We start from the raw sequence: 24,885 nt of genomic DNA, 5'->3' as shown, positions 1-24,885 counted from the left end.
TAATGTATTTTCCTGCAAAAAAGCAAAATCAGCATATAGACATCATATAGACAATATATCAAATAAGTGTTAAAAGAAAGGGCATAATCTATGAAAATCATTATCTTTGTTGCAAAAACGGCTTACCATGAGAATCTTTCAAGCACATCATATACGTATAATAACAATTCTGATATTGTTGGCTGCCACGCTTATAAATGTTGGTTGCTCTTCGTTTACAGACAAAGAGAGGAGAGAGTATGCTGACAGTTTGCTGAATAAATCATACTTGGACATTGTCAATTATTCTTTTGTGAAAGCTTATAAAAGCATTTCTGAAGCACAGATAATCTACGAGAAAGCCCACAATCAAGAAGGTCTGGCAACATGCCAAATTCATCTTGCCCTGTTGTACGAAGGAATTGGTCTTTGGAAAGAAGCGTGGAAGTACCTTGAGAGCGCACACGCCACAGTGCCACAACTACCTCCAATGGTGCAATATAGGTACTACTATGCAAAGACTGTGTACCTGTTGGAACACAGCAAAGACTATGCAGGAGCAGAACGAGTAATGAAATATGCCATTGCCAACGACCACCGCATAGCCAACAAGGTTTTTCTCCAAACCGACCTAAGTAACTTGGCGGAGATATACATCAAGCAAGGAAAGATGAAAGAAGCTTCAGCGATTCTTGACAGTTTGGATAAACAAGCCAATGAATTCTTCCACACCCAGCTTATGTATTGTCGTTTGCTCATAGCAAAGCAACGCGGGCATACCGATTCTATTTATACTTATGCGCAAAAGTGCCTTGAACAAAGTGTACGCTTTGGACAATTGAACATTCAGGTGGAAGCATTACAGGCCATGACTCACATCGATTCAATGCGTCAGGATTACCGCTCCTTCATCAATCATTTCACACAATACCACGATATGCGGGATTCATTGAATGGAGCAATGGCTACTTCTAAAATAGAACAAATACAAGAGAAAGCCAAAATAGAAAACGAACAGCTCAAAGCGCGCGAAGAAATGAAAGAACAACGTATACTGCTACTACTTGTTGCCGTCGTTGCTGTATTCATAGTGTGCGTTGCTGTTCTGCTCTATTATCGAACCAAGCAGCGTAAACGAATTGTGGAACTTGAAGCGAAGGAACTATCAGACAAGCTTAGGCGTACTGAATTAGAGAAAGAACTGTCAAGACTTAAAATGCAGACAGAGCAAGAGAAGTTAGCTAAATCGCAACAGGAAAATATATCTATGTCGTTACAATTAGCAATGCTCAGCGACCCGAAGGAGAAGAAAAGAATGCAGTTCTTCGACGAGCAGTTCCAACTTATCGACAATGACTTTTGTCGTCGATTAGAAAAGCAATATCCAACCATTACCAAAGCAGAAAAACGATTGGTATGCCTCATAAAGACAGGACTTGATGGGCACGAGATTATGTCGGTGCTTAATATTTCTGGAGCTGGCCTTTACAAGCTTCGCTACCGACTCAGAAAGCGATTGAACCTTAACAACGAGAATTTAGAGAAATACATTCAACAAATGGAATGAACGGTTGTCTGAGATTCTACCAATATTCAGAAATAGGAATAAGCATATAAGCTCATCTTTCTGATTAGGCTAACCTTTTAGATTTATACTCCACTTTTCCTGCATACGTCCTATTATATAGAGGTGAAAAGAAAGCTATAAAACTGTAAATATTTTTCAAGAATATAACTATTACATAACAGCTTATACATCAACGCTTTACAAAACCTATTGTTTTGCATTCCAAAAGCGGCTCTTTTGCACGGTAAAAGCGTAGGTTTTGCGTTGCAAAACAGCCGCTTTCGCAATGCCAAATCGAAATTATCGTTTTTCTTCGGAATAATCTTTACAAAACCAATAGTCTTTTAGCATCTGTCGAAAGTAAGAAAAGATAAAACCGTTCCCTTAATAAAAGCCTACCAAACCTTATTGGAGTTTGTATCGGATTGCCAACTTGATGCTTGTAATTCCTAAGAAGCTATTACCTCAAAGAATACTTTTACCAAATACAAAACAACTTCGTTAAACACAGATAGTAAAAGAATTATCCTCTGAAATCCAAGAAACCTTCTTCCCATTTATGCGAAGCATCGCCACTCACGGAAAGTCCGAGTAAACGGATAGTACGACGCTGATATTCCGTTTGATGCAAAAGATACTTTGCTAAAGGCAGAATGTCGTCTTTTGTTTTCAATATCTTGCCCACTGTTATGCTTCGTGTAATCTGACTTTTAGTGTTCCACTTTATCTTTAAAGATAAGGTATGACCTTCAAAATTACTTTTACTAATTCTTTCAATCAGCTCTATAACAATATGATAAAGTGCTATTACAACTTTCGATTCTGTATTTAAGTCTTCCAAAAAAGTTTGCTCGCACCCCACCGACTTTCGTTCACGATAAGCCTCAACAGGACGGTTGTCTATACCACGGGCAAAGTCGTAAAGCACAGAACCCATTTTTCCAAACACTTGCACCAAATGCGTAAGCGAAACTTTACGCAGTTGCTCGCCCTTGTAGATGCCCATTTTGTGCATAGTTGCCGCCGTTTTAGGACCAATTCCCCAAAACTTTCTTATGGGCAATTCTGCTATAAAATCTAATGCTTTGTCGGGGTGTACCGTGAAAATACCATTCGGTTTACGGTAGTCTGAGGCTATTTTTGCCAATAACTTATTATAACTTACACCTGCAGAGGCTGTTAAATGCGTTTCGCGGAATATATCTTCCTTCACCTTTTTAGCCAAATCAACCGCCAATTCTATTCCCAGCTTATTATGAGTTACATCGAGAAATGCCTCGTCTAACGAAATAGGCTCTACCAAATCCGTATATCTATGGAAAATACGGTGAATCTGTTGCGAGACTTCTTTATACTTCTGAAAATGCGGTTCGACAACAAGGAGGTGTGGGCAACGCAGTTTTGCCTGAGATAACGGCATTGCCGAACGTACTCCATACTTTCGTGCCTCGTAACTTGCTGTAGTAACAACACTACGTGGGTGGTCGTGGCACACCACTAACGGCACACCTTTTAACTCTGGAGCGTCTCTTTGTTCAACAGAAGCAAAGAAGGCGTCCATATCTATATGGATTATTTTACGCAATACTGAGTTTTTTCTGGTGCAAAGATACACAAAAACAAAAGTATTTAAGAAAAATATATTATCTTTGCAACAAATTTCAGAAAATGGAGTTTATATACAAGTGGGCACTATGGAATAGCCGTCCACTTTCTGATGTTCAGACCATAGGTCAGGCATTCAGAAAGACTTTAAACAAGACAGTAATAAGAACCGAGTAGACAATGAGTAAAGCAACACATACCGATGCCATGGGTAGCATACAGCGAGGCATAAAAAGAGCCTCAGATTTTACTATGGCTGCACTTGGATTAATCTTGCTTTCGCCTATTTTTGCCATTATTTCTGTTTTGATGAAATGCCAAGGAAATGGTCCTGTATTCTTTCGACAAACACGCATAGGATATAAGGGAGAACCATTCGTCATACTTAAATTCCGCACGATGAGCAGTATCGTGGAAGAAGAAAAGCCGCAATTAGTAGCAAAAACGAATTGCAAGAACTCTACACCGCTCGAGCAATTTCTCCGTGGGCACCATCTCGACGAACTGCCCCAATTATGGAATGTGTTGTGTGGCGATATGTCGTTAGTTGGTCCACGACCCGAACGCAAATACTTTATAGATAAGATTATGGAGCATACCGACCTCTACCCTGTCATTTATAAAATGAGACCAGGGCTAACTTCGGAGGCAACGCTCTATAACGGATATACTGATACAATGGAAAAGATGCTACGACGTCTCGAAATGGATATAAGCTACTTTGAAAGACGTTCGCTATGGCTCGATTTCAAAATTATCATTAAAACATTTATAAACATCGTAAGTGGAAAGAAATTTTAAATGAATATGAAAAGATACGTCCTTTTACTCTTTGTTATGCTAAGTGCTCTAAGCGTTTATGCACAATCGGGTATGACCGATACGCAGGTTATGGAGTTTATTGTAAAAGAGCATAACAAGGGAACATCGCAGACACAGATTGTTACAAAACTGATGCAAAACGGTGTAGACATTTCTCAAATTAGAAGAGTCAGAGATACATACGAGAAGATGAAGAAAGGCAACTCTTCATTAGGTGCTGCATCAAGTAAGGAAAGCAATACTGAGCGAAGTAGGAAAAACAATGGGCAGCAACGTCCGGGAATGAACAAAAAGAAGATTGCAGAAAAGACAATGCAAGACTACGAAGACTCGGAAAATGAAGCCAACAAATATTCAAACAAGCGATTGGATTCTGAATCTGATTACCCAAACACATACGATGAAGAAGACGGAGATTTCCTTTTGATACAAGAGGAAATGAACGATTGGTTGCCACAAGACACTGCCACAATGTATAAGAACCTTGTGAAGCAGATGAAGAAAAAGAAGAAACAAGTTTGGGGACGCAATATTTTCAACAATAAGAACTTGTCGTTCGAGCCTAATATGAATATGGCACTTCCTGCAAACTATCGTTTGGGACCAGGCGATGCTGTGTTCATCGATATTTATGGAGCATCGCAAAAGTCGTATGAAACAACTGTCGCACCAGATGGAATTGTTACATTAGACGGCTTCGGACCTATCCAAGTGAGTGGACTCACCGTAAAACAAGCCAATGAAAGAATCAGGGCAAAATTAGGCAAACGTTACAGCAATTCCAAGATTAGACTTTCAGTGGGGCAAACCCACACCATAATGGTGAACGTAGTAGGCGAGGTAAAAGCACCAGGTACTTACACGTTATCAGCTTTTACAACCGTATTCAATGCGTTGTATATGGCAGGAGGAATCACAGACCTTGGTACACTTCGTAACATTAAGGTTTACAGACAGGGACGTCTCATAAGCACAGTCGATGTTTACGATTTCTTGAAACGCGGAAAACTAACAGGTAACGTTCGATTGGCAGACAATGACGTTATTGCCGTTGATGCCTACGAAGTACTTGTAAATGTTAGTGGCAAGGTGAAACGCCCAATGTATTATGAAATGAAGCGTAACGAAAGTCTTGGTGCGCTCATCAACTATGCAGGTGGCTTTGCTGGCGATGCCTATACGAAATCTGTTCGTGTAAGAAGAAAAACGGGTCGCCAATACTCTATATATAATGTAAACGAGTTCGACATGAACCGTTTCAGACTTTCTGACGAAGACTCTATCAGCGTTGATTCCGTTATTCCACGTTACGAGAATATGGTTGAAATAAAAGGAGCTGTATTCCGTCCTGGTATGTACGAAGTAGGCGGACAGATTAACAGTGTACGTGCATTGGTAGAAGCAGCAGAAGGTCTTACAGAAGTAGCCTTCGGACCGCACGCAGTAATGCATCGTATGAAAGCAGACCGCACGTTGGAAGTCGTTTCGGTAGATGTAGAGGGCATTTTACTTGGAAAGGTTGCTGACATTCCTTTACAGAACGAGGACGTACTGTTTGTACCGACACGAACCGATGTACAAGAAGAGCAGATACTAACTATTTATGGAGAAGTGCAATATCCTGGCAAGTATAAATATGCCGATAACGAAACACTTGAAGACTTCATTTTGCAGGCAGGTGGATTAAAACAAACAGCATCTACGGTAAGAGTTGATGTTTCGAGAAGATTTGTGAATCCACAGGCAACGGTATCTGACTCTATTATTGCTCAAAGTTTCACATTCAGTTTGAAAGATGGCTTTGTCATTGATGGACAACCAGGATTTATCCTTGCACCTTTCGACCAAGTATTTGTACGCAAGAGCCCTGGTACAACAAAGCAACAGAATGTAAGCATTGAAGGTGAAGTACTGTTTGAAGGAAACTACTCGCTTACAGGTCGCAACACTCGCTTGACAGACATATTCAAAGCTGCAGGTGGCGCAACAGACTTAGCTTATATACAAGGAGCAAGATTGGAACGCAAACCTAACAAGGTAGAGAAAATGCGTATGGAGGCTGTTTATAAGATGCAGATGGAACAGGAAAACAAAAGTTTCCTTGACCTTGCTGCGAAGAGTTCGAATGCAGCAGGCATTCTTCAGGCTTCACAACAAACGCAAGATTCACTGCTAAAGAAGTTTGAAATTCCAGAAAGCTACCCTGTTGGAATTGAATTGGACAAAGCATTGGCAGCACCAGGCAGCGATGCCGACCTTATTCTTCGAGAGGGCGACCGCATTATCATTCCACAATACAATGGTACTGTGAAAATCAATGGTGCAGTAATGTATCCAAACACAGTAAGCTACCGTGAAGGTAAAAACGTAGCCTATTACATTGACCAAGCAGGTGGATTCTCTTCTGACGCAAAGAAAAGCCGCACCTATATATTATATATGAATGGTACACTTGCAAAAGTTGGACACAATGCGAAGGTTCGACCTGGTTGCGAAATCATTGTTCCAAGCAAGTCGCGCGCAAAGATGAGCCTTGCTGAACTTATGACTATCGGTTCAAGTACATCAAGTATGGCAGCCGTGCTGGCTACACTTGCCAACATCTTGAAATAGAAAGTAAATGTATAATGAAGAGGAAAAACGATATTAATAAATCGTATCTACATACAAGTATATCTTTTAAAGATGTACTTGTATGTAAGTATCCTTATCAAAAGAGCACGTGATAAAATAGATAGATTAGTTTCAAAGACTAATAATACTACCATATTAAAAGTATCAAATTAATGGAAAACGAAGAAAATGTAAAACAAATAGATTTACGGTTGGTGTTTAAAAGAATCGGAGAACATAAGAAACTATTCTTGATAACACTCCCAATCGTTATTGCATTATCATCTTATATCATTCTTTGTGTACCAAGAACATACAAAAGTGAAACTGCTATGGCACCAGAAGCAAGTCCTTCTATGGATGTTGGTGCTTTGGGAGATATTGCCTCTTCATTTGGTTTCGATTTGCCAACAGGAAAAAGTGCTGATGCTATTTCTCCTTTGATTTATCCTGACCTAATGAATGATAATGGCTTTGCGACTGCACTATTCAAGGTAAACGTACAAACTATTGATAAAAGAATCAATACAAATTATTATGATTATCTAAAACACCACACAAAAATAACATGGTGGGAGAAAGCTTATACATGGGCGTTACAAAAACTATCGCCTAAAAATACAGCAAACTTTGCTCCAGAAAAGTTCAACCCTTACCAGTTGTCAAAGATTGATAATGACCTTGTAAAAGGAATGAGAGATAATATAAAAATAAGCACTGATAAAAAAACAGGTATTATAAGCATTGCTACGGTAGCGCAAGACCCAATGGTAGCTAAAATGCTTGCAGATGCTACAAGAACACAACTACAAAAATACATTATTGAATACAGAACGAAGAAGCTAAGGAATGATGTAAATCATTATCAAAGCCTTGTAAATCAAGCTAAGAAAGAATACGAAAAGGTTCGTAAGGAATATGGGCAAATAAGTGATGCCGACATAGATGTTGTGTTGGAAAGTGTAAAACTAAAGCAAAACGATTTGGAAAACGATATGCAGCTGAAATACAACACTTACACTACTCTTATGGCACAACTTAAAGCTGCCGATGCGAAACTGCAAGAGCATACTCCTGTCTTTACAACTATCCAAGGCGCAGAAGTTCCTGTAAAACCTTCAGATCCTAAAAGGATGTTATTCGTTCTCGAAATGTTTATATCTGCTTTTATCATATTGTCAGTTTACGTCATAAGGGACATACTGCATTAACTTTAATATGCCCGATATAAAAGAATCAGCAAAAACAAAAAACATAGCATCGAACACACTATTTTTGTTTGTTCGTATGTTAGTTATTACATTTCTTAACCTTTATATTGTACGTGTCATTATAAAAGGATTAGGTGTTGAAGATTATGGCATTTTCAATACAATAGCAGGTGTAGTAACGGTTGCTTCTTTTTTAACAGGTGTGCTCTCACTCTCTATCCAAAGATTTTTCTCTTTTTATATTGGGAAAAATGATACTCAAAAACAAACAGAGATTTATTCATCGTGCATTAACATCATTGCAATACTGTCTCTTCTTATTATTTTCATATTTGAAACTGTCGGCTTATGGTTCGTTAATACTCAATTAGTAATACCTGCCGCAAGAATGACTGCTGTTATATGGTTGTATCAATTTACCATATTCACATTTATTTTTTCTTTATTTCAAATTCCATATACTGCAGCTATCTTTGCTCACGAAGATATAGGTGTCTATGCTGTCGTATCTACTGTCGAATGTTTACTTAGATTAGGAGCAGCCATACTTATTGGAAAGTTTATGATAGATAATCTTTCTTTTTATGGTATGTGCCTGTTAATTAGCAGTATCATTATTTTCACGATATATTTGTGGTATGGAAAAGCACACTATAAAGAATGTCATTACCACAAAACCACTGACCGAAAACTATATAAAGAGTTACTTTCTTTTTCTGGTTGGACACTATTTGGCAATGTTGCTAATATAGGAATGCAGCAAGGAAATATTATCTTGCTGAATATATTCTTTGGTGCAACAATAAATGCTGCATTTGGTGTCGCTTTACAAATTAATAATGCTTTTGGAGCATTGTGCAATAGTATTATCATTCCTTTGCGCCCAGCAATGATAAAAGCATATGCTGAAGAAAACTTCAGCTACCTTAACAAGCTCTTTTCTGTTGGCAACAAACTTATACTCTATGCTCTTTTAGCTATTGGCACACCCATTATCTTAGAAATGCCAAACATTTTGAATTGGTGGTTGAATATTACAGATGACAACTTCATTTTATTTGCTCGCCTCATTATTATTTATATAGTGTGCTTATCAATGAATAATCCAATTACGACGATTATTCAAGCAACAGGCAAAGTTAAAGAATACCACTTAAAAGTAGAGAGTATGACACTTCTGTGCTTACCCATTTCGTGGATTTTCTTTACACTACGTTTACCATCTTATTTTGCTCTTATCTCAATGATAGGCGTATCAGCACTTGCACATATTATAAGACTATTTTGTTTACGCAAATATTATCATCGGTTCTCTATAAGCTCTTATATTACAACTTTAATTATTCCTGGAGTAATAATATTGACATTGGGAGTTGGAAGTAGCTACTTGCTACAAAAAAACATTGACAGCAATATTCTACGAATACTTTTTATTTTCCTGTATTCTCCTACTTTCTTTATTGTATTTGCATTATTGTTAGGAACTAACAAGTCAGAGAAGAAGGTTCTATATAGTTATGTTAATTCGTTTATAACAAAACGCTTATGTCGGTAATTGAAAGTAATTATATACTATCTGCATTTCTCATACTACTATGGGTAATAACCTTGATTTGGTATCAACGCAAAAATAAGAACTTTGACGCTGGTAGCTTTATCATTGTAATGTATATCATCTATGCCGTCTTTTCGATTATGACGATTAACGATGATTCCATTCCACAGCTTACAAACTATGAGCCATTAACGCTTTTCCCTTATTTATATTTATACGTGATGATGATGATAGCACTAACGCCGGCTATCTACCACCATACCAATTCAACCGACAGCATAGAATATCCGCAGTCAAACATCTTACGAATAATAGCAACCATTATCATTGTCGTTGCTATTTTGAACCTACCAGGCATCGTGTCTGATTTCCGTAATGGGTTAATGTCTATCTTTACAGATGCAGAAGCAGGAAAAAAAGCCTATATGGAACAAATAGACAATGCCTCGAACGTCGGTGGAGCTATTCGCAATATACCTGCAATCCTCTTTAACTCTTTCTCTGACATTGGTATTTTTCTGTTGTTCTACTTTATGACAATGAGTAAGAAAAACCATAAAATCATCTATGGCTTACTCTTTGCGAATGTTATTAACTTAATTATGCCTGTTATGCGAGGGCAGAGAAGTGGAGTTGCCTTAGCTTTTCTAACTATAATCTGTGGATATTTCCTATTCAAGCAATACCTTTCAAAAAGACTTAATAAGGTTATAAAGAAAATAGGAATCGTATTTATAGCCATTATCACATTGCCCGTAGCAGCAATTACCATCAGTCGCTTTGGCTCTGAAAAAGCTGGAGTAGCAACTTTTATCAACTGGTATATTGGACAAGGAAATATATATTTCAACAATCATGCTTTAGATGATAACGGACTTAGATATGGCGACAGAACTTTAAATCTATTTAAAAGGTTAGTAGATTCCAAGACTTCAATGAACTATGTTGAACGTCGAGAAACCTATTCAAAACTAAAAATAAACGATGAAGTCTTTTCTACGTTTGTAGGCGACTTCACCATCGACTTTGGTCCCTTCTTCGCAGTAATAATATTTATAGTTTTCAACTTCTTCGTTATCTATTCTTTTCAGAAAAACAAGACAAATAATAATAAGATAAAACTGCACCAACTATTACTTTTATATTTCACTGTCTGCATAAGTGCGCAAGGCGGAATGTATCTGTTTTCGTACTCAGACACAAGAAACTTAAACATAATTGTGCTCGCTTTACTTTATTATTACTTGAAATATCACGAAGCATTACTCGAGAAGTTTCCTCTTAAAAAACAAAATAAATAATGAAAGCAAGAGTCATAGCATATTATTTACCACAGTTTCACCCTATTCCTGAAAACGACGAGGCATGGGGTAAAGGTTTTACTGAGTGGACAAATGTTGCAAAAGCAAAACCACAATTCAGAGGACATTATCAACCCCATATACCTGCAGACCTTGGTTTCTACGATTTACGTTTGCCTGAAATCAGGGAACAACAAGCAGCTTTAGCAAGAGAATATGGCATTGAAGGCTTTTGCTATTATCATTATTGGATGGGAAGAGACAAACTACTGCTTCAACGTCCTTTCCAAGAAGTATTGGAATCGGGTAAGCCTGACTTTCCTTTCTGCCTTTGCTGGGCAAATCATGAGTGGACAACAAAAACGTGGCAGAAAGACGGAAAGAACAAAGTTATAGCTCCAATGGAATACGGTGGAGAGAAAGACTACACCGAACATTTTAATTATGTACTTCCTGCTTTTAAAGACAAGAGATACATTACGATTGACGGAAAACCTGTTTTCGTAATCTATGACCCCTATCACTTTAAAGATGTAAGCATCTTTATGGAGATATGGAGAAAGTTGGCAGAAGAAAACGGATTGTCTGGAATTTATTTCGTTGCACAGATAGCTAACACATCAACTATCAAACGCAATGCCGATGGAACTTTAACTCGTGTCATACCTAATTTAAAGGATAGCAAAGAAGTTTATAACAATATACTTGCCTTAGGGTTTGATGGTATCAATTCTTATGGAAAATCGCGAGGCGAAATGTGCTATCAAGGCAAAACGATGCGCATCGTTAAACAACTTTTACACAAGAAGCTGCCATTCTTACCCTCGCTCAAATTAGAATATTCAAAAGTCGTAAGTAACTTCTTTGCTCCTGAAGACAAATGGGATAATGTATATCCAATGATTATACCGGGCTGGGACAGAACACCACGCGCAGGAAACAGCGAAGGAATTTATATAAACTCAACACCAGAGAACTTCAAAAAACATATCGAACAAGCTTTAAATATAATAGATTCCAAACCACAAGAGCATAAAATTCTATTCTTGAAATCTTGGAATGAATGGGGAGAAGGCAATTATGTTGAGCCAGACTTAAAATATGGCCATGCTTATTTAAATGCTATAAAGGAGAATATATTATGAAAAAAATACTTTTGACATTTGGAACACGCCCGGAAGCCATAAAGATGGCACCGCTTATCTTGGAATTAAACAAACACCGCGATAAAGTAGAAACAATCGTATGTGTAACTGGTCAGCACCGCGAAATGCTTGACCAAGTGTTATCTATATTCAAGATAAAACCCAATTACGACTTGAATATCATGAAGAAGGGGCAAGACCTATATGATATTACAAGTAAGGTGCTGTTGGGATTACGAGATATTTTCAAAGAAACTCGACCCGATTTAGTATTGGTTCACGGCGATACAACCACCTCTATGGCTGCCGCTTTAGCTGCATACTACCAGCAGATACCCGTTGGACACGTTGAGGCAGGGTTGCGTACCTATAATATATATAGCCCATGGCCTGAAGAAATAAACCGACAACTGATAGGAAGAATTTCAAACTATAACTTCTCCCCTACTTCAACAAGTTCCACAAACTTGATAAAAGAAGGGGTAAATGAAACTTCAATTCATATTACAGGAAATACTGTCATCGACAGTTTGTATTGGGTTGTTAATAAAATAAAGTCTGACCAACAGCTGAACATTAAGCTAAAAGAAGAAATAAAGACTTTTGGTTACGACATTGACAGACTGCAAGGCAACAGACGTATGGTCTTAATAACTGGGCATCGACGCGAAAATCTTGGCGATGGCTTCATTCATATCGCACAAGCTATTCAAGAACTTTCAACTCAATTCCCTGACGTAGACTTCGTATATCCTATGCATCTTAACCCTAATGTGCGCAAGTCCATATATGAAGTCTTGGGCAACGACCTATCCCACTTCTCCAATATGTTCTTCATAGAGCCATTGGAATACCTTAGTTTCATATATATGATGGAGAAGGCAGACGTTGTTTTAACAGACAGTGGCGGAATACAAGAAGAAGCTCCGAGCCTTAAAAAGCCAGTGTTGGTAATGCGAGGTACTACCGAACGCCCAGAAGCCGTTGAGGCAGGAACCGTCATTCTTGTCGGAACTGACAAAGAAAAGATTGTCAGCAACGTCAGCAAACTATTGACAGACCACAACCACTACCAACAAATGGCAAAGGCTATTAATCCTTATGGAGATGGAAAAGCTTGTGAAAGAATCGTCAATATCCTGTTAAGTCTATAAACAGAATCTATTATGAATCTTGGACTACTGTTACCAACTAACATTTATTTTTGTCCTTACGTCAAGATATATACTGACGTATTGGACAAGAACAATATTCAATACGACATCATATACCCCGACAAAAGAGGACTCAAAGAAGAAGCTGCATACAGATATACACGCAAAATAGACGACAAGGCAAATAAAATGGCCAAGCTATTATACTATTGGGACTATTCAAGGTTTTTGCGTAAGACCATCAAAAAAGAGCAATACGACAAGCTAATCGTCTTTGGTCCTCAAGTAGCAATCTTCTTAAAATCATTCTTAAAGAAGCATTACAAGAATAAATTCATACTGGATTATCGCGATTTATCTATTGAGCAAAACTTCAAAGGTATATACGGAGAACTTATGGAGTTGGCAGCATTGCACGTTGTTTCATCGCCAGGCTTCATAAAATGCTTACCCAACGTCTGCGATTCCGTGTTAAGCCACAACCTTGATATAAACATATTGAAGCAAGCTATCAATGATAATGATTTGTCATACACCATTAATAACAAGGAAATCAACGTTTTAACGATAGGTGGTATCAGGGATTACGAACAGAATGCCGCTGTTATTGAAGCATTGGGCAACCGAGAAAACTTCTTGGTATCTTTTGTCGGCAGAGGTATAGACGCTCCTCGGTTAGAGGAATTTGCAAAGAAAGGAAACTATAAGAATGTAATATTCTCGGGCTATTATGATAAAAAAGACGAGTCTTCAATTATCAACAAGAGCACGATGATGAATATTTTCTATCCTCGCAAATTGTCACACGATACGGCATTATCAAACCGTTTCTATAATTCCATATTCTTCCGAAAGCCCATGATAACAACCGCCGACACGATACAAGGCGAGTATACCAAGAACTACAAATTGGGATTAGCAATCACAGACACAACTAATCTTGCGGAAGAAATAACGACGTACTTAAACACTTTCGACAAAGAGGAGTATGAAGAAAACAGAAAGAAACTTCTTAAAGACTTCTATTCCGACTACGAATTATTTGAAGAAAAGGTTTTAGCTTTTTGTGAATAATAGCGTTTCGATACTTGCAAGCAGCTTTGATATAAGCCGAATCTGCCAATAAATTGTAAATATTTTTTAGAAGCGTATGTATCGTATAATTCACTATCTATCAACACATTACAAAACCTATGTTTTCGCATTCCAAAAGCGGCTCTTTTGCACGGTAAAAGCGTAGGTTTTGCGTTGTAAAAGAGCCGCTTTCGCAACGCAAAACAACTTTTATTGATTTTCTATCGAAATATCCTTACAAAATCAAAGTGAAATTCTTCCTCTATTACACTAAAGGGACTGGCTTTCTGTCTTCCCAATAAGATTCTACCAAAGGAGCTATTCTCTATAAGAAAAGTGTTTAAATTCTAAACTCAAATATCTTATAGAAATACTTTAAAGCTATTAAGAATGTATTAGAATAGATACCATTCTCACGACAAGCTCTTGCATCTTCCTTCAGCAAAAGCTTGTGGCTACCTAGCCCACTCGTACTTGCGCCTCCCATACGCATCGTTACCATATCTTTCTGAATGTATTTATAGCTTATGCGATGTTTCTTAAATAGACGCACCATCATTTCAAAATCTGCCCCTATCTTGTAATCAAGACTGTAAAATCCTGCTTGTTCGTAAACAGAACGCCGTACATAAAAGGAAGGGTGAGCGGGCATAAAACCAAACCTTAATAACGCTGGGCGGAATATTTTAGAGGAATAATATCGGGCAATCTTATGCGGTTGCCCTTCCCTTATGAAATGAATATCGCCATATACAGCGTCTACCTTACTTGTTTTAAAGGTCTCTGCGTATGTAGAAAGCACATCGTTGCTTGTATAATAGTCATCTGAATTTAAAATACCAATAATATCGCCCGTTGCCATTCTTATGCCTTTGTTCATTGCATCGTATATTCCACGGTCGCTTTCAGATACCCAACGGAGCTTGCCATCAAACCTTGGCGCATTAGCTTTTACTATATCTAAAGTGCCATCGGACGAGCCACCATCTATTACCAAATACTCTATATCAGAATATTCTTGGTTCAATACAGAGTTTATCGTATCGGCAATGGTTGCCTCGCTGTTGTATGTAGCTGTTATGATTGATATTTTCATTCTTGCTGTTTTCCAATTATATTATTGTTACTAACGCTTAAACTTAAAAAATATTTTAATGTTTTACCACTTATTTCACTTTATACACAATAAAAGCAAAGGAAACGTGTTATGTAATTAAACTTGTTAAGAAACTTTGAACAAACATGAACATATACATCGTTGTTAGCCTTATTGCTTTCTGCTTAAGCATCACGTGCGGCTTTATCTTCATTCCCCGCATTCTGAACTTTTGCAAAAACAGGAACCTATACGATATTCCAGATTCTCGAAAGGTACATAAACGAGCCATTCCGCGCTTGGGGGGTGTATCGTTCCTTCCCAGTATGCTTGCTGCAACCATAGTTGCACTGTTTGTTTGGTCGTATGCATACAATGGCAAGAAAATACAAATCAGTCCGTGGACAATATTCTTTGCCGTTGGTTTGGCTGTCATCTATACCACAGGACTTATCGACGACATCTTCGGTGTCAAGGCTAAAAAGAAGTTCATCATACAGATTTTTGTTTCGTGCCTGCTTCCCATATCGTGGCTTTTCATTAATAACCTGTACGGTTTTATGGGAATATACGAACTTCCGTTCTGGGTTGGTGTACCGCTTACAGTGTTCATACTGGTTTTTATTATGAATGCCATCAACTTAATTGACGGCATCGACGGACTTTCCGCCTCCCTTTCCTTCATTGCATTAGGCGGTTTCTTCTACTGCTTCTTTGTAGAAAAGATGTGGATTTATGCCATTCTCATCGCAGGACTGATGGGTGTTTTAGTGCCTTTTCTTTACTATAACATTTTCGGAAAGCAAGAAAAGAATCGAAAAATATTTATGGGCGACTCTGGTTCGCTTACTTTAGGCTATATACTTGGTGTGCTACTTGTAAAGTTCTGTATGGATAATCCTAACGTAATGGCTTATCGCAAAGGTTCAATATTCCTTTCGGTAACTTTACTTATCATACCCATCTTCGATGTTTGTCGCGTAGTCATCGTGAGAATGTTGCACGGTTATGGCATATTCCACCCAGATAAAAACCACATTCACCATAAGTTTATGCGGGCAGGACTTACGCAACATCAGGCATTAATTGCAATTTTAGCGTTCGCCATTGCTTTTATTATCCTCAACACAGTATTGTTTAATTGGTTAAACTTTACTGTTACCATTCTAATAGACATCGCAATTTTTACCCTCTTCAACTTGTTGGTATTGAATCCTTTTATCAAACGCAACAACAAACAACCCTTCCAAGAAGATTAAAGAAGAAGCCGCACCTACCCTTTGTGCTGCTAAAACTTCTTGAAATGAAGCGTAACCTTGTTACTGACAAGTGCCATTATATTTTCCGACTGCTGAATTGTGAATGTTACAGCCATATCGTCGATGCCATAAAAAGCTAAAAGTGAAGGCTCTGTAAGCGGTTCGTCGCCGTTTTCACGGTCGTAACGATAAGGTTCTCTCAATTCTAAAGTATTACCTTTTTTATTAAAATGGTACAAAATCCAGCTATGAGCACCCGTCTTATCCTCCAGTAACAACAGCTTTCCTTGGAACGACCAAAACACTTTTTTATCTTTCAGTTCTACGCTTTGTGCTCCTTTCTCAATATAAACGCATTTCCACATACCCGCTAAATCGCCAGCAGCAGTGCCATCTCCTTCGAGCGAACAAGCTGAAAAGCAGAACAGAGCCACTAAAGAAAGCAGGATTATTTGTATATTTCTTATCTTCATATCTTTTTATAAATTAAATAAACCCGTCTTGGTTATTGTAAGTTGAAAACCATAATTAATACCACCAAGAATAGAACCGAAGTCCATTCCATACGCAGCCTTTACATCTATCCCGTTCAACCAAGGCAATGTAACGCTATGTAACTTATAAGTAGCTTCTGCCAAAAGGCTTACATTATGTCGTTCCTTTATATATGGCTCAAGGTAAGTGCCCAAACCTTCCTGCCAAGAAGCAAGAAATCGCCAATCAAAGAAAGCATTTGGCTTTCCTGCCAAACCGAGATGATAAGCCACAAACCTATTGTTCGCAAATTCTATCTTTCCGTTTTCATTGTAAATGGGCGAACGATAGAGTGGATTTCCCATTGTTTGCCCCCAATGTTGGTAGCCCGTATAAATGTAATGGTTGTAGTAATTATCTTGTCCACCTATGTGGTCGGCAATGGATTTGGTATGGTCGTGATAGATTGGACCACTCTGATATTTGGAATAGACATACTCTAACACCACCGAATTTAACCAACTGTCTGCACGATGGTGATACTCAAAGCCCAACAACCAGTCTTTCATACCATAAGTAAGATACCTACGCTTTTTCTTTTGCTGCCATTCGTCGCCAGTACCATAACCATCGTAATCTAAAAAGAACATTCCCGAGTGGTCTTCAAAATATTTATCAGCATAGAGGGAGTAACTATTCGTCTCGCCCGCATATTTTAAACGAGTCACCCACGAGCCTAATTGGTTGCCTTCAGCATTCTGATAGGTTGTTTCGCCTATATCTGCTCCACCCGGTATGAATGCTTTCCAAAATGCTTTCACGCCTGTTTCGCCTTTCAAAACTTCCATTTTCCCATCTGCAGTAGGACGATAGGCGGTACCGCCAAACGTAGATACCATTTCCAAACCAACCTCTAACGACCAAGGACAGAACACTTCTTCATTGCCAAGTTTAAGATAACCCGCCTTAGAATGATAAAGCACATTGTCGGCATACTTGTTCTGCTTTTTTGTAAAATCGTGTTGCCAATTGTCGTCTGTCATTTTTCCGTAGGCAATATGTCCCTTCAAGTGCAACCACCCATTTGCAAATGGCAGCGTCCAATAGTCTGGCAACGCCAACCGCACTTGTGGAACAGGCCGTGCATTGATGCCCATTGTTTGCGAACCAGAACTTAAACTATTGTTTTTCAGTTCCATAGGTTGCTCTTTTGCACCTATTGTAAGCGTACCGTGATGCCAACGCCCCTCAATATAGGCTTGCTGCACAATGGCAGGACTGGTATAATTTACAGGAACGGCTATATCGAGCCCATAACCTATACCCCATTTTCGTTCTTCATCAACCGATAAAGGACGATTAATGGCTGTACGAATGTAGCCATTTGTATTTTCAAGCGAGCTGAGTCCGTACTTATTGGCATTCAGCCACAAAGGTGTTTTCGTGTTAGAGAAGCTACCTTGCATCTCTACCTTATAATCAATATTCTTAAAAGCCCTTGCTTTCGTTGTATCTTTCATTACTGGCGGTACATACTGGGCATAAGAAGCCGTACACGCCAATACGCCACAAAGGATTGATAGTATTCGTTTCATCACCATAGACGGGTTCTGACAAACCCATTATTTATAAGTTTAATTCTGGCGGTAATTATTTAAATCCCACCTATTTTATATATGTAGCTGCAAAATTACATAAAAAAAACAGTTCCAACAAGAACTTCATAAAGAGAATTATTGCTATCCGACAAAACTTTAATTCCACAAAAACATCTGCAGATTTCACCTTGATTTTGTAAAGATAATTTCGTTAAAAAGTGACAACTGCGCTTTGGCGTTGCGAAAGCGGCTGTTTTGGACGGCAAAACAGCCGCTTTTACCGTGCAAAACCTACGCTTTTGGAATGCAAAACAATAGGTTTTGTAATACACTGACAGCAAGATAGTTAGATAATAGATATTCTTGTGAAAAATATTTACACACTCTTGTTCTTTTTCTATCTATACAACAAACAAATATTGCCGTTCTTAAAGCTTTAGCGAACAACAATAAAGGTGGGATATGGAACACACAACAAAGTGGTCATTGATTTGATATAAAACACCGCTATATACACTGCACCAACAGTGCAAGCACCCCATAACATTTCTTCCGTTACACCTTATATTTGCGAAATATTTTAGATTCTATTAGAAAAAATAGTTTATTGAGGGGATATTCATTAGATTTTTACTATCTTTGCAAGTTGTAAATTAATATACTTTCAAAGAACAGTAAATATAAAAGATATAATCGTGACTGAGACAAAGTACATTTTCGTAACAGGCGGTGTGGTTTCTTCACTTGGTAAAGGAATTATTTCATCGTCTATTGGAAAACTTCTTCAAGCAAGAGGTTACAATATTACTATTCAAAAGTTCGACCCCTATATCAACATCGACCCAGGAACACTGAATCCTTATGAACACGGCGAATGCTATGTTACGGTTGATGGTATGGAAACAGACCTTGACTTAGGACACTACGAAAGATTCACGGGCATTCAGACTACAAGAGCAAACTCCATGACTACGGGACGCATCTACAAGAGCGTCATTGATAAAGAAAGACGTGGAGATTACCTTGGAAAAACCATTCAAGTAGTACCTCATATTACTGACGAAATAAAGCGAAACATCAAGCAGTTAGGTCAGAAGTATCACTACGACTTTGTGATTACTGAAATTGGTGGAACGATTGGCGATATAGAGTCGGCACCATTCCTCGAAGCCATTCGTCAGATGAAGTGGGAACTGGGCAAACGTGCCATAAACTTACACCTTACATACGTACCTTATCTTAGTGCAGCTGGCGAAGTGAAGACAAAGCCAACGCAACACAGCGTAAAGGAATTGCAAAGTGTAGGTATTCAGCCCGATATATTGGTATTGCGCACCGACAAGCATCTTGACAATGATATTCGCAAGAAGGTGGCTGCTTTCTGTAACGTAGACTTAGACTGCGTTGTGCAAAGCGAAAATATGCCAAGTATATACGAAGTACCTGTCAATATGCAGGCACAGGGTCTTGATGCAGCTATTTTGCGCAAATGCGGCGAGGAGGTTAAGCCCGCTCCTACATTAGGTCCTTGGAAACAGTTCCTTGACAAACTGCGTAAAGCTACGAAGGAAGTACACATCGGACTTGTCGGAAAATACGACTTGCAAGACGCTTACAAGAGTATTCGCGAAGGACTCTTACAAGCAGGAACCTATAACGACCACAAAACGATTCTTCACTTTGTAAACTCAGAGCATCTTACTGACGACAACGTAGCCGAAGAACTGAAAGGTCTTGATGGTGTTGTTATTTGTCCAGGGTTCGGCCAACGTGGAATTGAAGGCAAATTGATAGCTATCAAACACACCCGAATCAACAATATTCCAACATTCGGTATCTGTTTAGGAATGCAGATGATGGTTATAGAATTTGCCCGCAACGTGTTGGGTTACAGCGATGCCAATTCGCGCGAGATGGACGAAAAGACCGACCACAATGTTATCGACATTATGGAAGAGCAGAAGAACATTACCAATATGGGTGGTACAATGCGTCTTGGTGCTTACGAATGTGTGATACGACAGAATTCACACGCCTTCAACATCTACAAACAGGAGCACATTCAGGAACGCCATCGCCACAGATACGAATTCAACAACAACTATGAAAAAGAGTTTGAAAGAAACGGTATGATGTGTGTTGGACACAATCCGGAAAGCGACCTTGTAGAGATTGTAGAAATACCATCGCTGAAGTGGTTCATCGGAACGCAGTTCCACCCAGAGTATCAATCTACTGTGCTCAAGCCACACCCACTCTTCCTCGACTTCATTAAGACTGCAATAGAAAACAAGAAAAAATAAGAAATGGATAAAAACACTATCACAGGGTTTGTACTTATGGCCCTGGTTCTCTTTGGTTTTGCGTGGTGGCAACAACCTTCTGACGAAGAAATCGCTCAACAACGTATAGAGTTTGTAAAGGACTCTATCGCAAATGCTCAGAAGATAGCAGAACAAAAGAACGCAGCTGCCAAAGCAGCCAACAAGGCAAACGAAGCAAGTACAGACACTACAGCCTTATTCTACGCAGCATCTAAAGGCACTGCAAAGGATATTGTATTAAAGAATAATAAGGTAGAACTTACTTTCAACACGAAAGGTGGCGTTGTTAGGAAAGCCAATATAAAAGGTTACAAGGGACACAATGTAGCAAGCAAAGACCGTAGCACCGACCAAAATGATGTTACACTCTTCAGCGGAGCAGACCAAAACCTGAACTTTATCTTGGCTACAAAGAGCCAGAACATTGAAACGCAAGACCTTTACTTCACACCGTCTAATCTTACCGACTCTACACTTATGATGACAGCCGTTGCCAACGACGGCAAGACAATTATATTGGACTATAAGCTCACCAATACTTATATGTTGCGTTTAAGTGTAAAGGCTACAGGAATGAATGGTTTGTTTAAGCACGGAGACACTCAACTTCTTGTTGATTGGCAAGAGAAATGTAAGCAACAAGAGCTTGGACACACTTTCGAGAACCGTTACGCTACCATCACTTATAAAGAAAAAGAAGGTAGCACAGACCACCTGAGCGAAACACAAGAAGCCGATAAGAAGATAGAAGAAGCACTCGATTGGATTGCTTTCAAGAACCAATTCTTCTCAGCTGTAATGATTTCCAAAGACGGTTTTGTATCAGGTGCAAAGCTGAAGAGCACTCCATTGGAAAAAGAATCGCACTATTTGAAGCAATATCAGGCAAGTTTAAGCACCGAACTCGACCCAACAGGAGCCAAAGCATCAGAGTTTGAGTTCTACTTCGGGCCTAACGACTTCCGCTTACTACAAAATATTGAAAGCGAAAGCCATTTCGGTAAAGACCTTGAAATGCAACGACTTGTAGACCTTGGCTGGCCTTTGTTCCGTATTATCAATCGTTGGTTCACCATCTACGTGTTCGATTGGTTGAGCAAATTCTTCCCAATGGGCGTTGTTCTTATTCTCATTACATTGCTTTTGAAGTTCATCACTTACCCAATGGTGAAGAAAAGCTATATGAGTTCTGCCAAGATGCGTGTGTTGAAGCCGAAACTCGAGGAAGCAACAAAACAATATAATAAGCCTGAAGACCAAATGCAGAAACAGCAGGCTATGATGCAGATGTACTCAGAATATGGAGTTAGTCCGCTTTCTGGTTGCTTGCCAATGCTTATTCAGGCACCGATTTGGATTGCAATGTTCAACTTTGTGCCAAATGCCATACAGCTACGTGGCGAGAGTTTCTTATGGATAGACGACCTTAGCACGTACGACCCCATCGTTTCGTGGAGTCAGAACTTATGGTTGATAGGCGATCACCTTTCATTAACTTGTATTCTCTTCTGCTCTGCCAATATCCTTTACTCTTGGTTCACTATGCAACAGCAGAAAGACCAGATGGTTGGACAACAGGCAGACCAAATGAAGATGATGCAATACATGATGTTCCTCATGCCTGTATTCTTCTTCTTTATGTTCAATGACTACTCTTCAGGCTTGAACTTCTATTATTTCATTTCGCTATTCTTCTCTGCTGCCATTATGTGGACGTTGCGCAAGACAACGAATGAAGAGAAATTGCTCGCCATATTGGAAGCTCGACGCGAAGAAAACAAGAAAAATCCAAAGAAGAAAAGCGGATTGGCAGCACGCATGCAGGCTATTCAGGAAATGCAACAAAAACAACAAGCAGAATTAGAACGCAGAAGACAGAACCTAAATAAAAATAAATAACTAAAATTATGAACAAAAATGTTTCAATTGCTATTGCGACTGCACTCGTTATGAACAGTGGAGTTGCAAATGCCCAAGAAGCAGTAAACATCGGAAAACACAACATAACACTTAGCAAAGATGTTATGACTCCGGAAACACTGTGGGCTATGGGCAGAATCGGCAGTGCGCAGGCATCGCCCGATGGCAGCAAGATTGTTTACCAAGTAGGCTACTACAGTGTAAAAGAAAACAAAGGACACCAAGTTATCTATGTGATGAATGCGGACGGAAAGAACGCCCGTCAGCTCACAACATCGGCAAAAAGCGAAAGCAGTCCTGCGTGGTTGGACAACAATACAATCGCTTTCCTTTACGAAGGACAAGTCTGGACGATGAATGCAGACGGAACCAACCGCAAGAAATTGTCGTCTTCCGACATCGAGATAGAAGGTTTCCGCTTCTCACCTGACGGCAAGAAGGTTCTACTTATCAAGAGTTTACCATACCACGGAACAATTAAGAAGAACCCTTCAGACCTTCCAAAGGCTTCAGGTCGCCTCATTACCGATATGAACTATCGCCACTGGGACCATTATGTAGAAACAATAGCACACCCATTTGTGGCTGAAGTTACTGCCAACGGTATCAGCAAGAATGACATAGACATCATTGAAGGCGAACCATACGAAAGTCCGCTCGCCCCATTTGGTGGCATTGAGCAGTTTGATTGGAGCAAAGACTCTAAGCAAATTGCCTACACCTGCAGAAAGAAAGAAGGAGTAAAATATGCAGTATCAACCGATTCTGACATATTCCTTTATAACTTAGAAACAAAGAAAACTGTAAACTTGTGCAAGCCTGCAGACTATGTTGAACCCGAAATTGATATGACAAAGACGCTTCGCAACCAGAAAGTAAATCACCAAGACGGCGATTTCAATGTTGGTTACGATGTCAATCCCAAGTTCTCTCCCGACGGAAAGTACATTGCATGGCAGAGTATGAAGCACGACGGATACGAAAGCGACCGCAACCGTCTTTGCGTTTACGAGTTCAGCACAGGCAAAAAGACTTATGTTGCAGAACAATTCGACTCTAATGTAGACGATTATGTTTGGGCTCCAAACTCTAAAGACCTCTACTTCATTGGCTGTTGGCATGCTACTGTCAATGCATATCAAACTAATTTGAAAGGCGAAGTGAAGCAATTAACCAACGGTCAGCACAACTATACTTCTATTGCGCTTTTGGGCGATAGCGGCAAGAAACTGTTAGGCTTGCGCCAGAGTATGAAGAGTGCAAACGAAATATTTGCCATTACCCCTGCAAAGAAAGAGAAACAAAGCGAGCAAACGCAGCTTAGTTTCGAGAACAAGCACATCTACGACCAGCTTGCTCTTGGCGATGTGAAGCCACATTGGGTAAAGACTACCGATGGTAAGGACATGCAGGTATGGATTATCACTCCTCCTCACTTCGACCCAAACAAGAAGTATCCTACCCTTCTCTACTGCGAAGGCGGTCCACAAAGCCCTGTATCACAATTCTGGAGCTTCCGTTGGAACTTCCAAATGATGGCAGCTAACGGCTATGTAGTGATTGCACCAAACCGCCGCGGTCTTCCTGGATATGGCAGCGAATGGAACGAAGCTATCAGCAGCGACTGGACAGGACAATGTATGAAAGACTATTTATCGGCTATTGACGATGCCGCAAACAACCTTCCATACGTAGATAAAGACAGATTAGGTGCAGTAGGTGCTTCGTTTGGCGGTTTCTCTGTTTACTATTTGGCAGGCCACCACAACAAACGCTTCAAGGCATTCATCTCTCACGACGGTGCTTTCAACCTCGAAAGTATGTACACCGACACCGAAGAAGCTTGGTTCAGCAACTGGGAATACGACGACGCATACTGGAACAAAGACCGCACAGCAGCAGCCGATCGCACATACAAGAACAGTCCGCACCTTGATGTAGACAAGTGGGACACCCCTATTCTCTGCATTCATGGCGAAATGGACTACCGCATCAATGCGACACAAGGTATGGGCGCATTCAACGCTGCCCGTTTGCGTGGTATTCCTGCAGAGTTGTTGCTCTTCCCTGATGAGAACCACTGGGTGCTGAAACCACAAAACGGCGTACTCTGGCAACGCACATTCTTCAACTGGCTCGACCGCTGGTTAAAGAAGTAAAAGGCAGATTCAAATGAACTTTAATAGAT

Annotated in this window: 17 protein-coding genes; 13 read left to right on the top strand and 4 right to left on the bottom strand. The window is 39.4% G+C overall.

Going from position 1 to position 24,885, the window contains the following annotated elements; translation table 11 throughout:
• Positions 1-127 precede the first annotated feature (127 nt).
• Positions 128-1,546, top strand: a complete 1,419-nt coding sequence (locus BWX39_RS04630) for a tetratricopeptide repeat protein (protein WP_244271451.1) — start codon at positions 128-130, stop codon at positions 1,544-1,546.
• Between the two features lie 523 nt (positions 1,547-2,069).
• Here BWX39_RS04630 and dinB read toward each other — a convergent pair.
• Positions 2,070-3,131 (bottom strand): DNA polymerase IV, encoded by a 1,062-nt coding sequence (gene dinB / locus BWX39_RS04625; RefSeq protein ID WP_028904719.1) that lies wholly within the window; start codon positions 3,129-3,131, stop codon positions 2,070-2,072.
• Between the two features lie 200 nt (positions 3,132-3,331).
• Between dinB and BWX39_RS04620 the strand changes: the two genes are divergently transcribed.
• The 8 genes from BWX39_RS04620 (at position 3,332) to BWX39_RS04585 (ending at position 14,026) form a co-directional block, all read left to right on the top strand.
• Positions 3,332-3,952, top strand: coding sequence for a sugar transferase (locus BWX39_RS04620; RefSeq protein ID WP_028904720.1), 621 nt, complete (start codon positions 3,332-3,334; stop codon positions 3,950-3,952).
• A 6-nt stretch (positions 3,953-3,958) separates the two neighbouring features.
• The gene (locus BWX39_RS04615; protein WP_028904721.1) at positions 3,959-6,586 is read left to right on the top strand and encodes an SLBB domain-containing protein; all 2,628 of its coding nucleotides are present in this window, start codon (positions 3,959-3,961) and stop codon (positions 6,584-6,586) included.
• A 173-nt stretch (positions 6,587-6,759) separates the two neighbouring features.
• Complete coding sequence (locus BWX39_RS04610) at positions 6,760-7,797, top strand: GumC domain-containing protein (protein ID WP_028904722.1); 1,038 nt, start codon at positions 6,760-6,762, stop codon at positions 7,795-7,797.
• Between the two features lie 7 nt (positions 7,798-7,804).
• The gene (locus tag BWX39_RS04605) at positions 7,805-9,352 is read left to right on the top strand and encodes an oligosaccharide flippase family protein (protein ID WP_028904723.1); all 1,548 of its coding nucleotides are present in this window, start codon (positions 7,805-7,807) and stop codon (positions 9,350-9,352) included.
• Positions 9,343-10,653 carry an O-antigen polymerase gene (locus tag BWX39_RS04600; RefSeq protein ID WP_028904724.1) on the top strand — a complete coding sequence of 437 codons (1,311 nt, stop codon included), beginning with the start codon at positions 9,343-9,345 and terminating at the stop codon, positions 10,651-10,653. The genes BWX39_RS04605 and BWX39_RS04600 overlap by 10 nt, the downstream gene beginning before the upstream one ends.
• Entirely contained in the window at positions 10,653-11,798 is a 1,146-nt protein-coding gene (locus BWX39_RS04595; RefSeq protein ID WP_028904725.1) for a glycosyltransferase WbsX family protein, read from the top strand. The genes BWX39_RS04600 and BWX39_RS04595 overlap by 1 nt, the downstream gene beginning before the upstream one ends.
• Entirely contained in the window at positions 11,795-12,952 is a 1,158-nt protein-coding gene (gene wecB / locus BWX39_RS04590; protein ID WP_028904726.1) for a non-hydrolyzing UDP-N-acetylglucosamine 2-epimerase, read from the top strand. Before BWX39_RS04595 ends, wecB begins: the two co-directional genes overlap by 4 nt.
• A gap of 12 nt (positions 12,953-12,964) precedes the next feature.
• Positions 12,965-14,026: a glycosyltransferase family protein gene (locus tag BWX39_RS04585; RefSeq protein WP_028904727.1), complete on the top strand. Its 1,062-nt coding sequence runs from the start codon at positions 12,965-12,967 to the stop codon at positions 14,024-14,026.
• A 340-nt stretch (positions 14,027-14,366) separates the two neighbouring features.
• Here BWX39_RS04585 and BWX39_RS04580 read toward each other — a convergent pair whose 3' ends face one another.
• A complete protein-coding gene (locus BWX39_RS04580) occupies positions 14,367-15,122 on the bottom strand; it encodes a glycosyltransferase family 2 protein (protein ID WP_028904728.1) in 756 nt (251 codons plus the stop codon).
• A 146-nt stretch (positions 15,123-15,268) separates the two neighbouring features.
• On the opposite strand from BWX39_RS04580, the gene BWX39_RS04575 reads away from it, so the two are divergent.
• Positions 15,269-16,381, top strand: a complete 1,113-nt coding sequence (locus BWX39_RS04575) for an MraY family glycosyltransferase (protein WP_028904729.1) — start codon at positions 15,269-15,271, stop codon at positions 16,379-16,381.
• Positions 16,382-16,410: 29 nt separating this feature from the next.
• Here BWX39_RS04575 and BWX39_RS04570 read toward each other — a convergent pair whose 3' ends face one another.
• Positions 16,411-16,854, bottom strand: coding sequence for a lipocalin-like domain-containing protein (locus tag BWX39_RS04570; RefSeq protein WP_028904730.1), 444 nt, complete (start codon positions 16,852-16,854; stop codon positions 16,411-16,413).
• A 6-nt stretch (positions 16,855-16,860) separates the two neighbouring features.
• Entirely contained in the window at positions 16,861-18,450 is a 1,590-nt protein-coding gene (locus BWX39_RS04565) for a capsule assembly Wzi family protein (protein ID WP_028904731.1), read from the bottom strand.
• 698 nt (positions 18,451-19,148) lie between these two features.
• Between BWX39_RS04565 and BWX39_RS04560 the strand changes: the two genes are divergently transcribed.
• The 3 genes from BWX39_RS04560 to BWX39_RS04550 are packed head-to-tail and all read left to right on the top strand — an operon-like array spanning position 19,149 to position 24,856.
• Entirely contained in the window at positions 19,149-20,756 is a 1,608-nt protein-coding gene (locus BWX39_RS04560; protein ID WP_028904732.1) for a CTP synthase, read from the top strand.
• 3 nt (positions 20,757-20,759) lie between these two features.
• Positions 20,760-22,676 carry a membrane protein insertase YidC gene (gene yidC, locus BWX39_RS04555; RefSeq protein WP_028904733.1) on the top strand — a complete coding sequence of 639 codons (1,917 nt, stop codon included), beginning with the start codon at positions 20,760-20,762 and terminating at the stop codon, positions 22,674-22,676.
• An 8-nt stretch (positions 22,677-22,684) separates the two neighbouring features.
• Positions 22,685-24,856, top strand: coding sequence for a S9 family peptidase (locus BWX39_RS04550; protein WP_028904734.1), 2,172 nt, complete (start codon positions 22,685-22,687; stop codon positions 24,854-24,856).
• Positions 24,857-24,885 lie beyond the last annotated feature (29 nt).

This window comes from Prevotella intermedia ATCC 25611 = DSM 20706, assembly GCF_001953955.1.
GTDB lineage: Bacteria > Bacteroidota > Bacteroidia > Bacteroidales > Bacteroidaceae > Prevotella > Prevotella intermedia.
The sequence above is the reverse complement of the archived record's forward strand: the minus strand, read 5'-3'. Positions and strand labels throughout refer to the sequence as shown.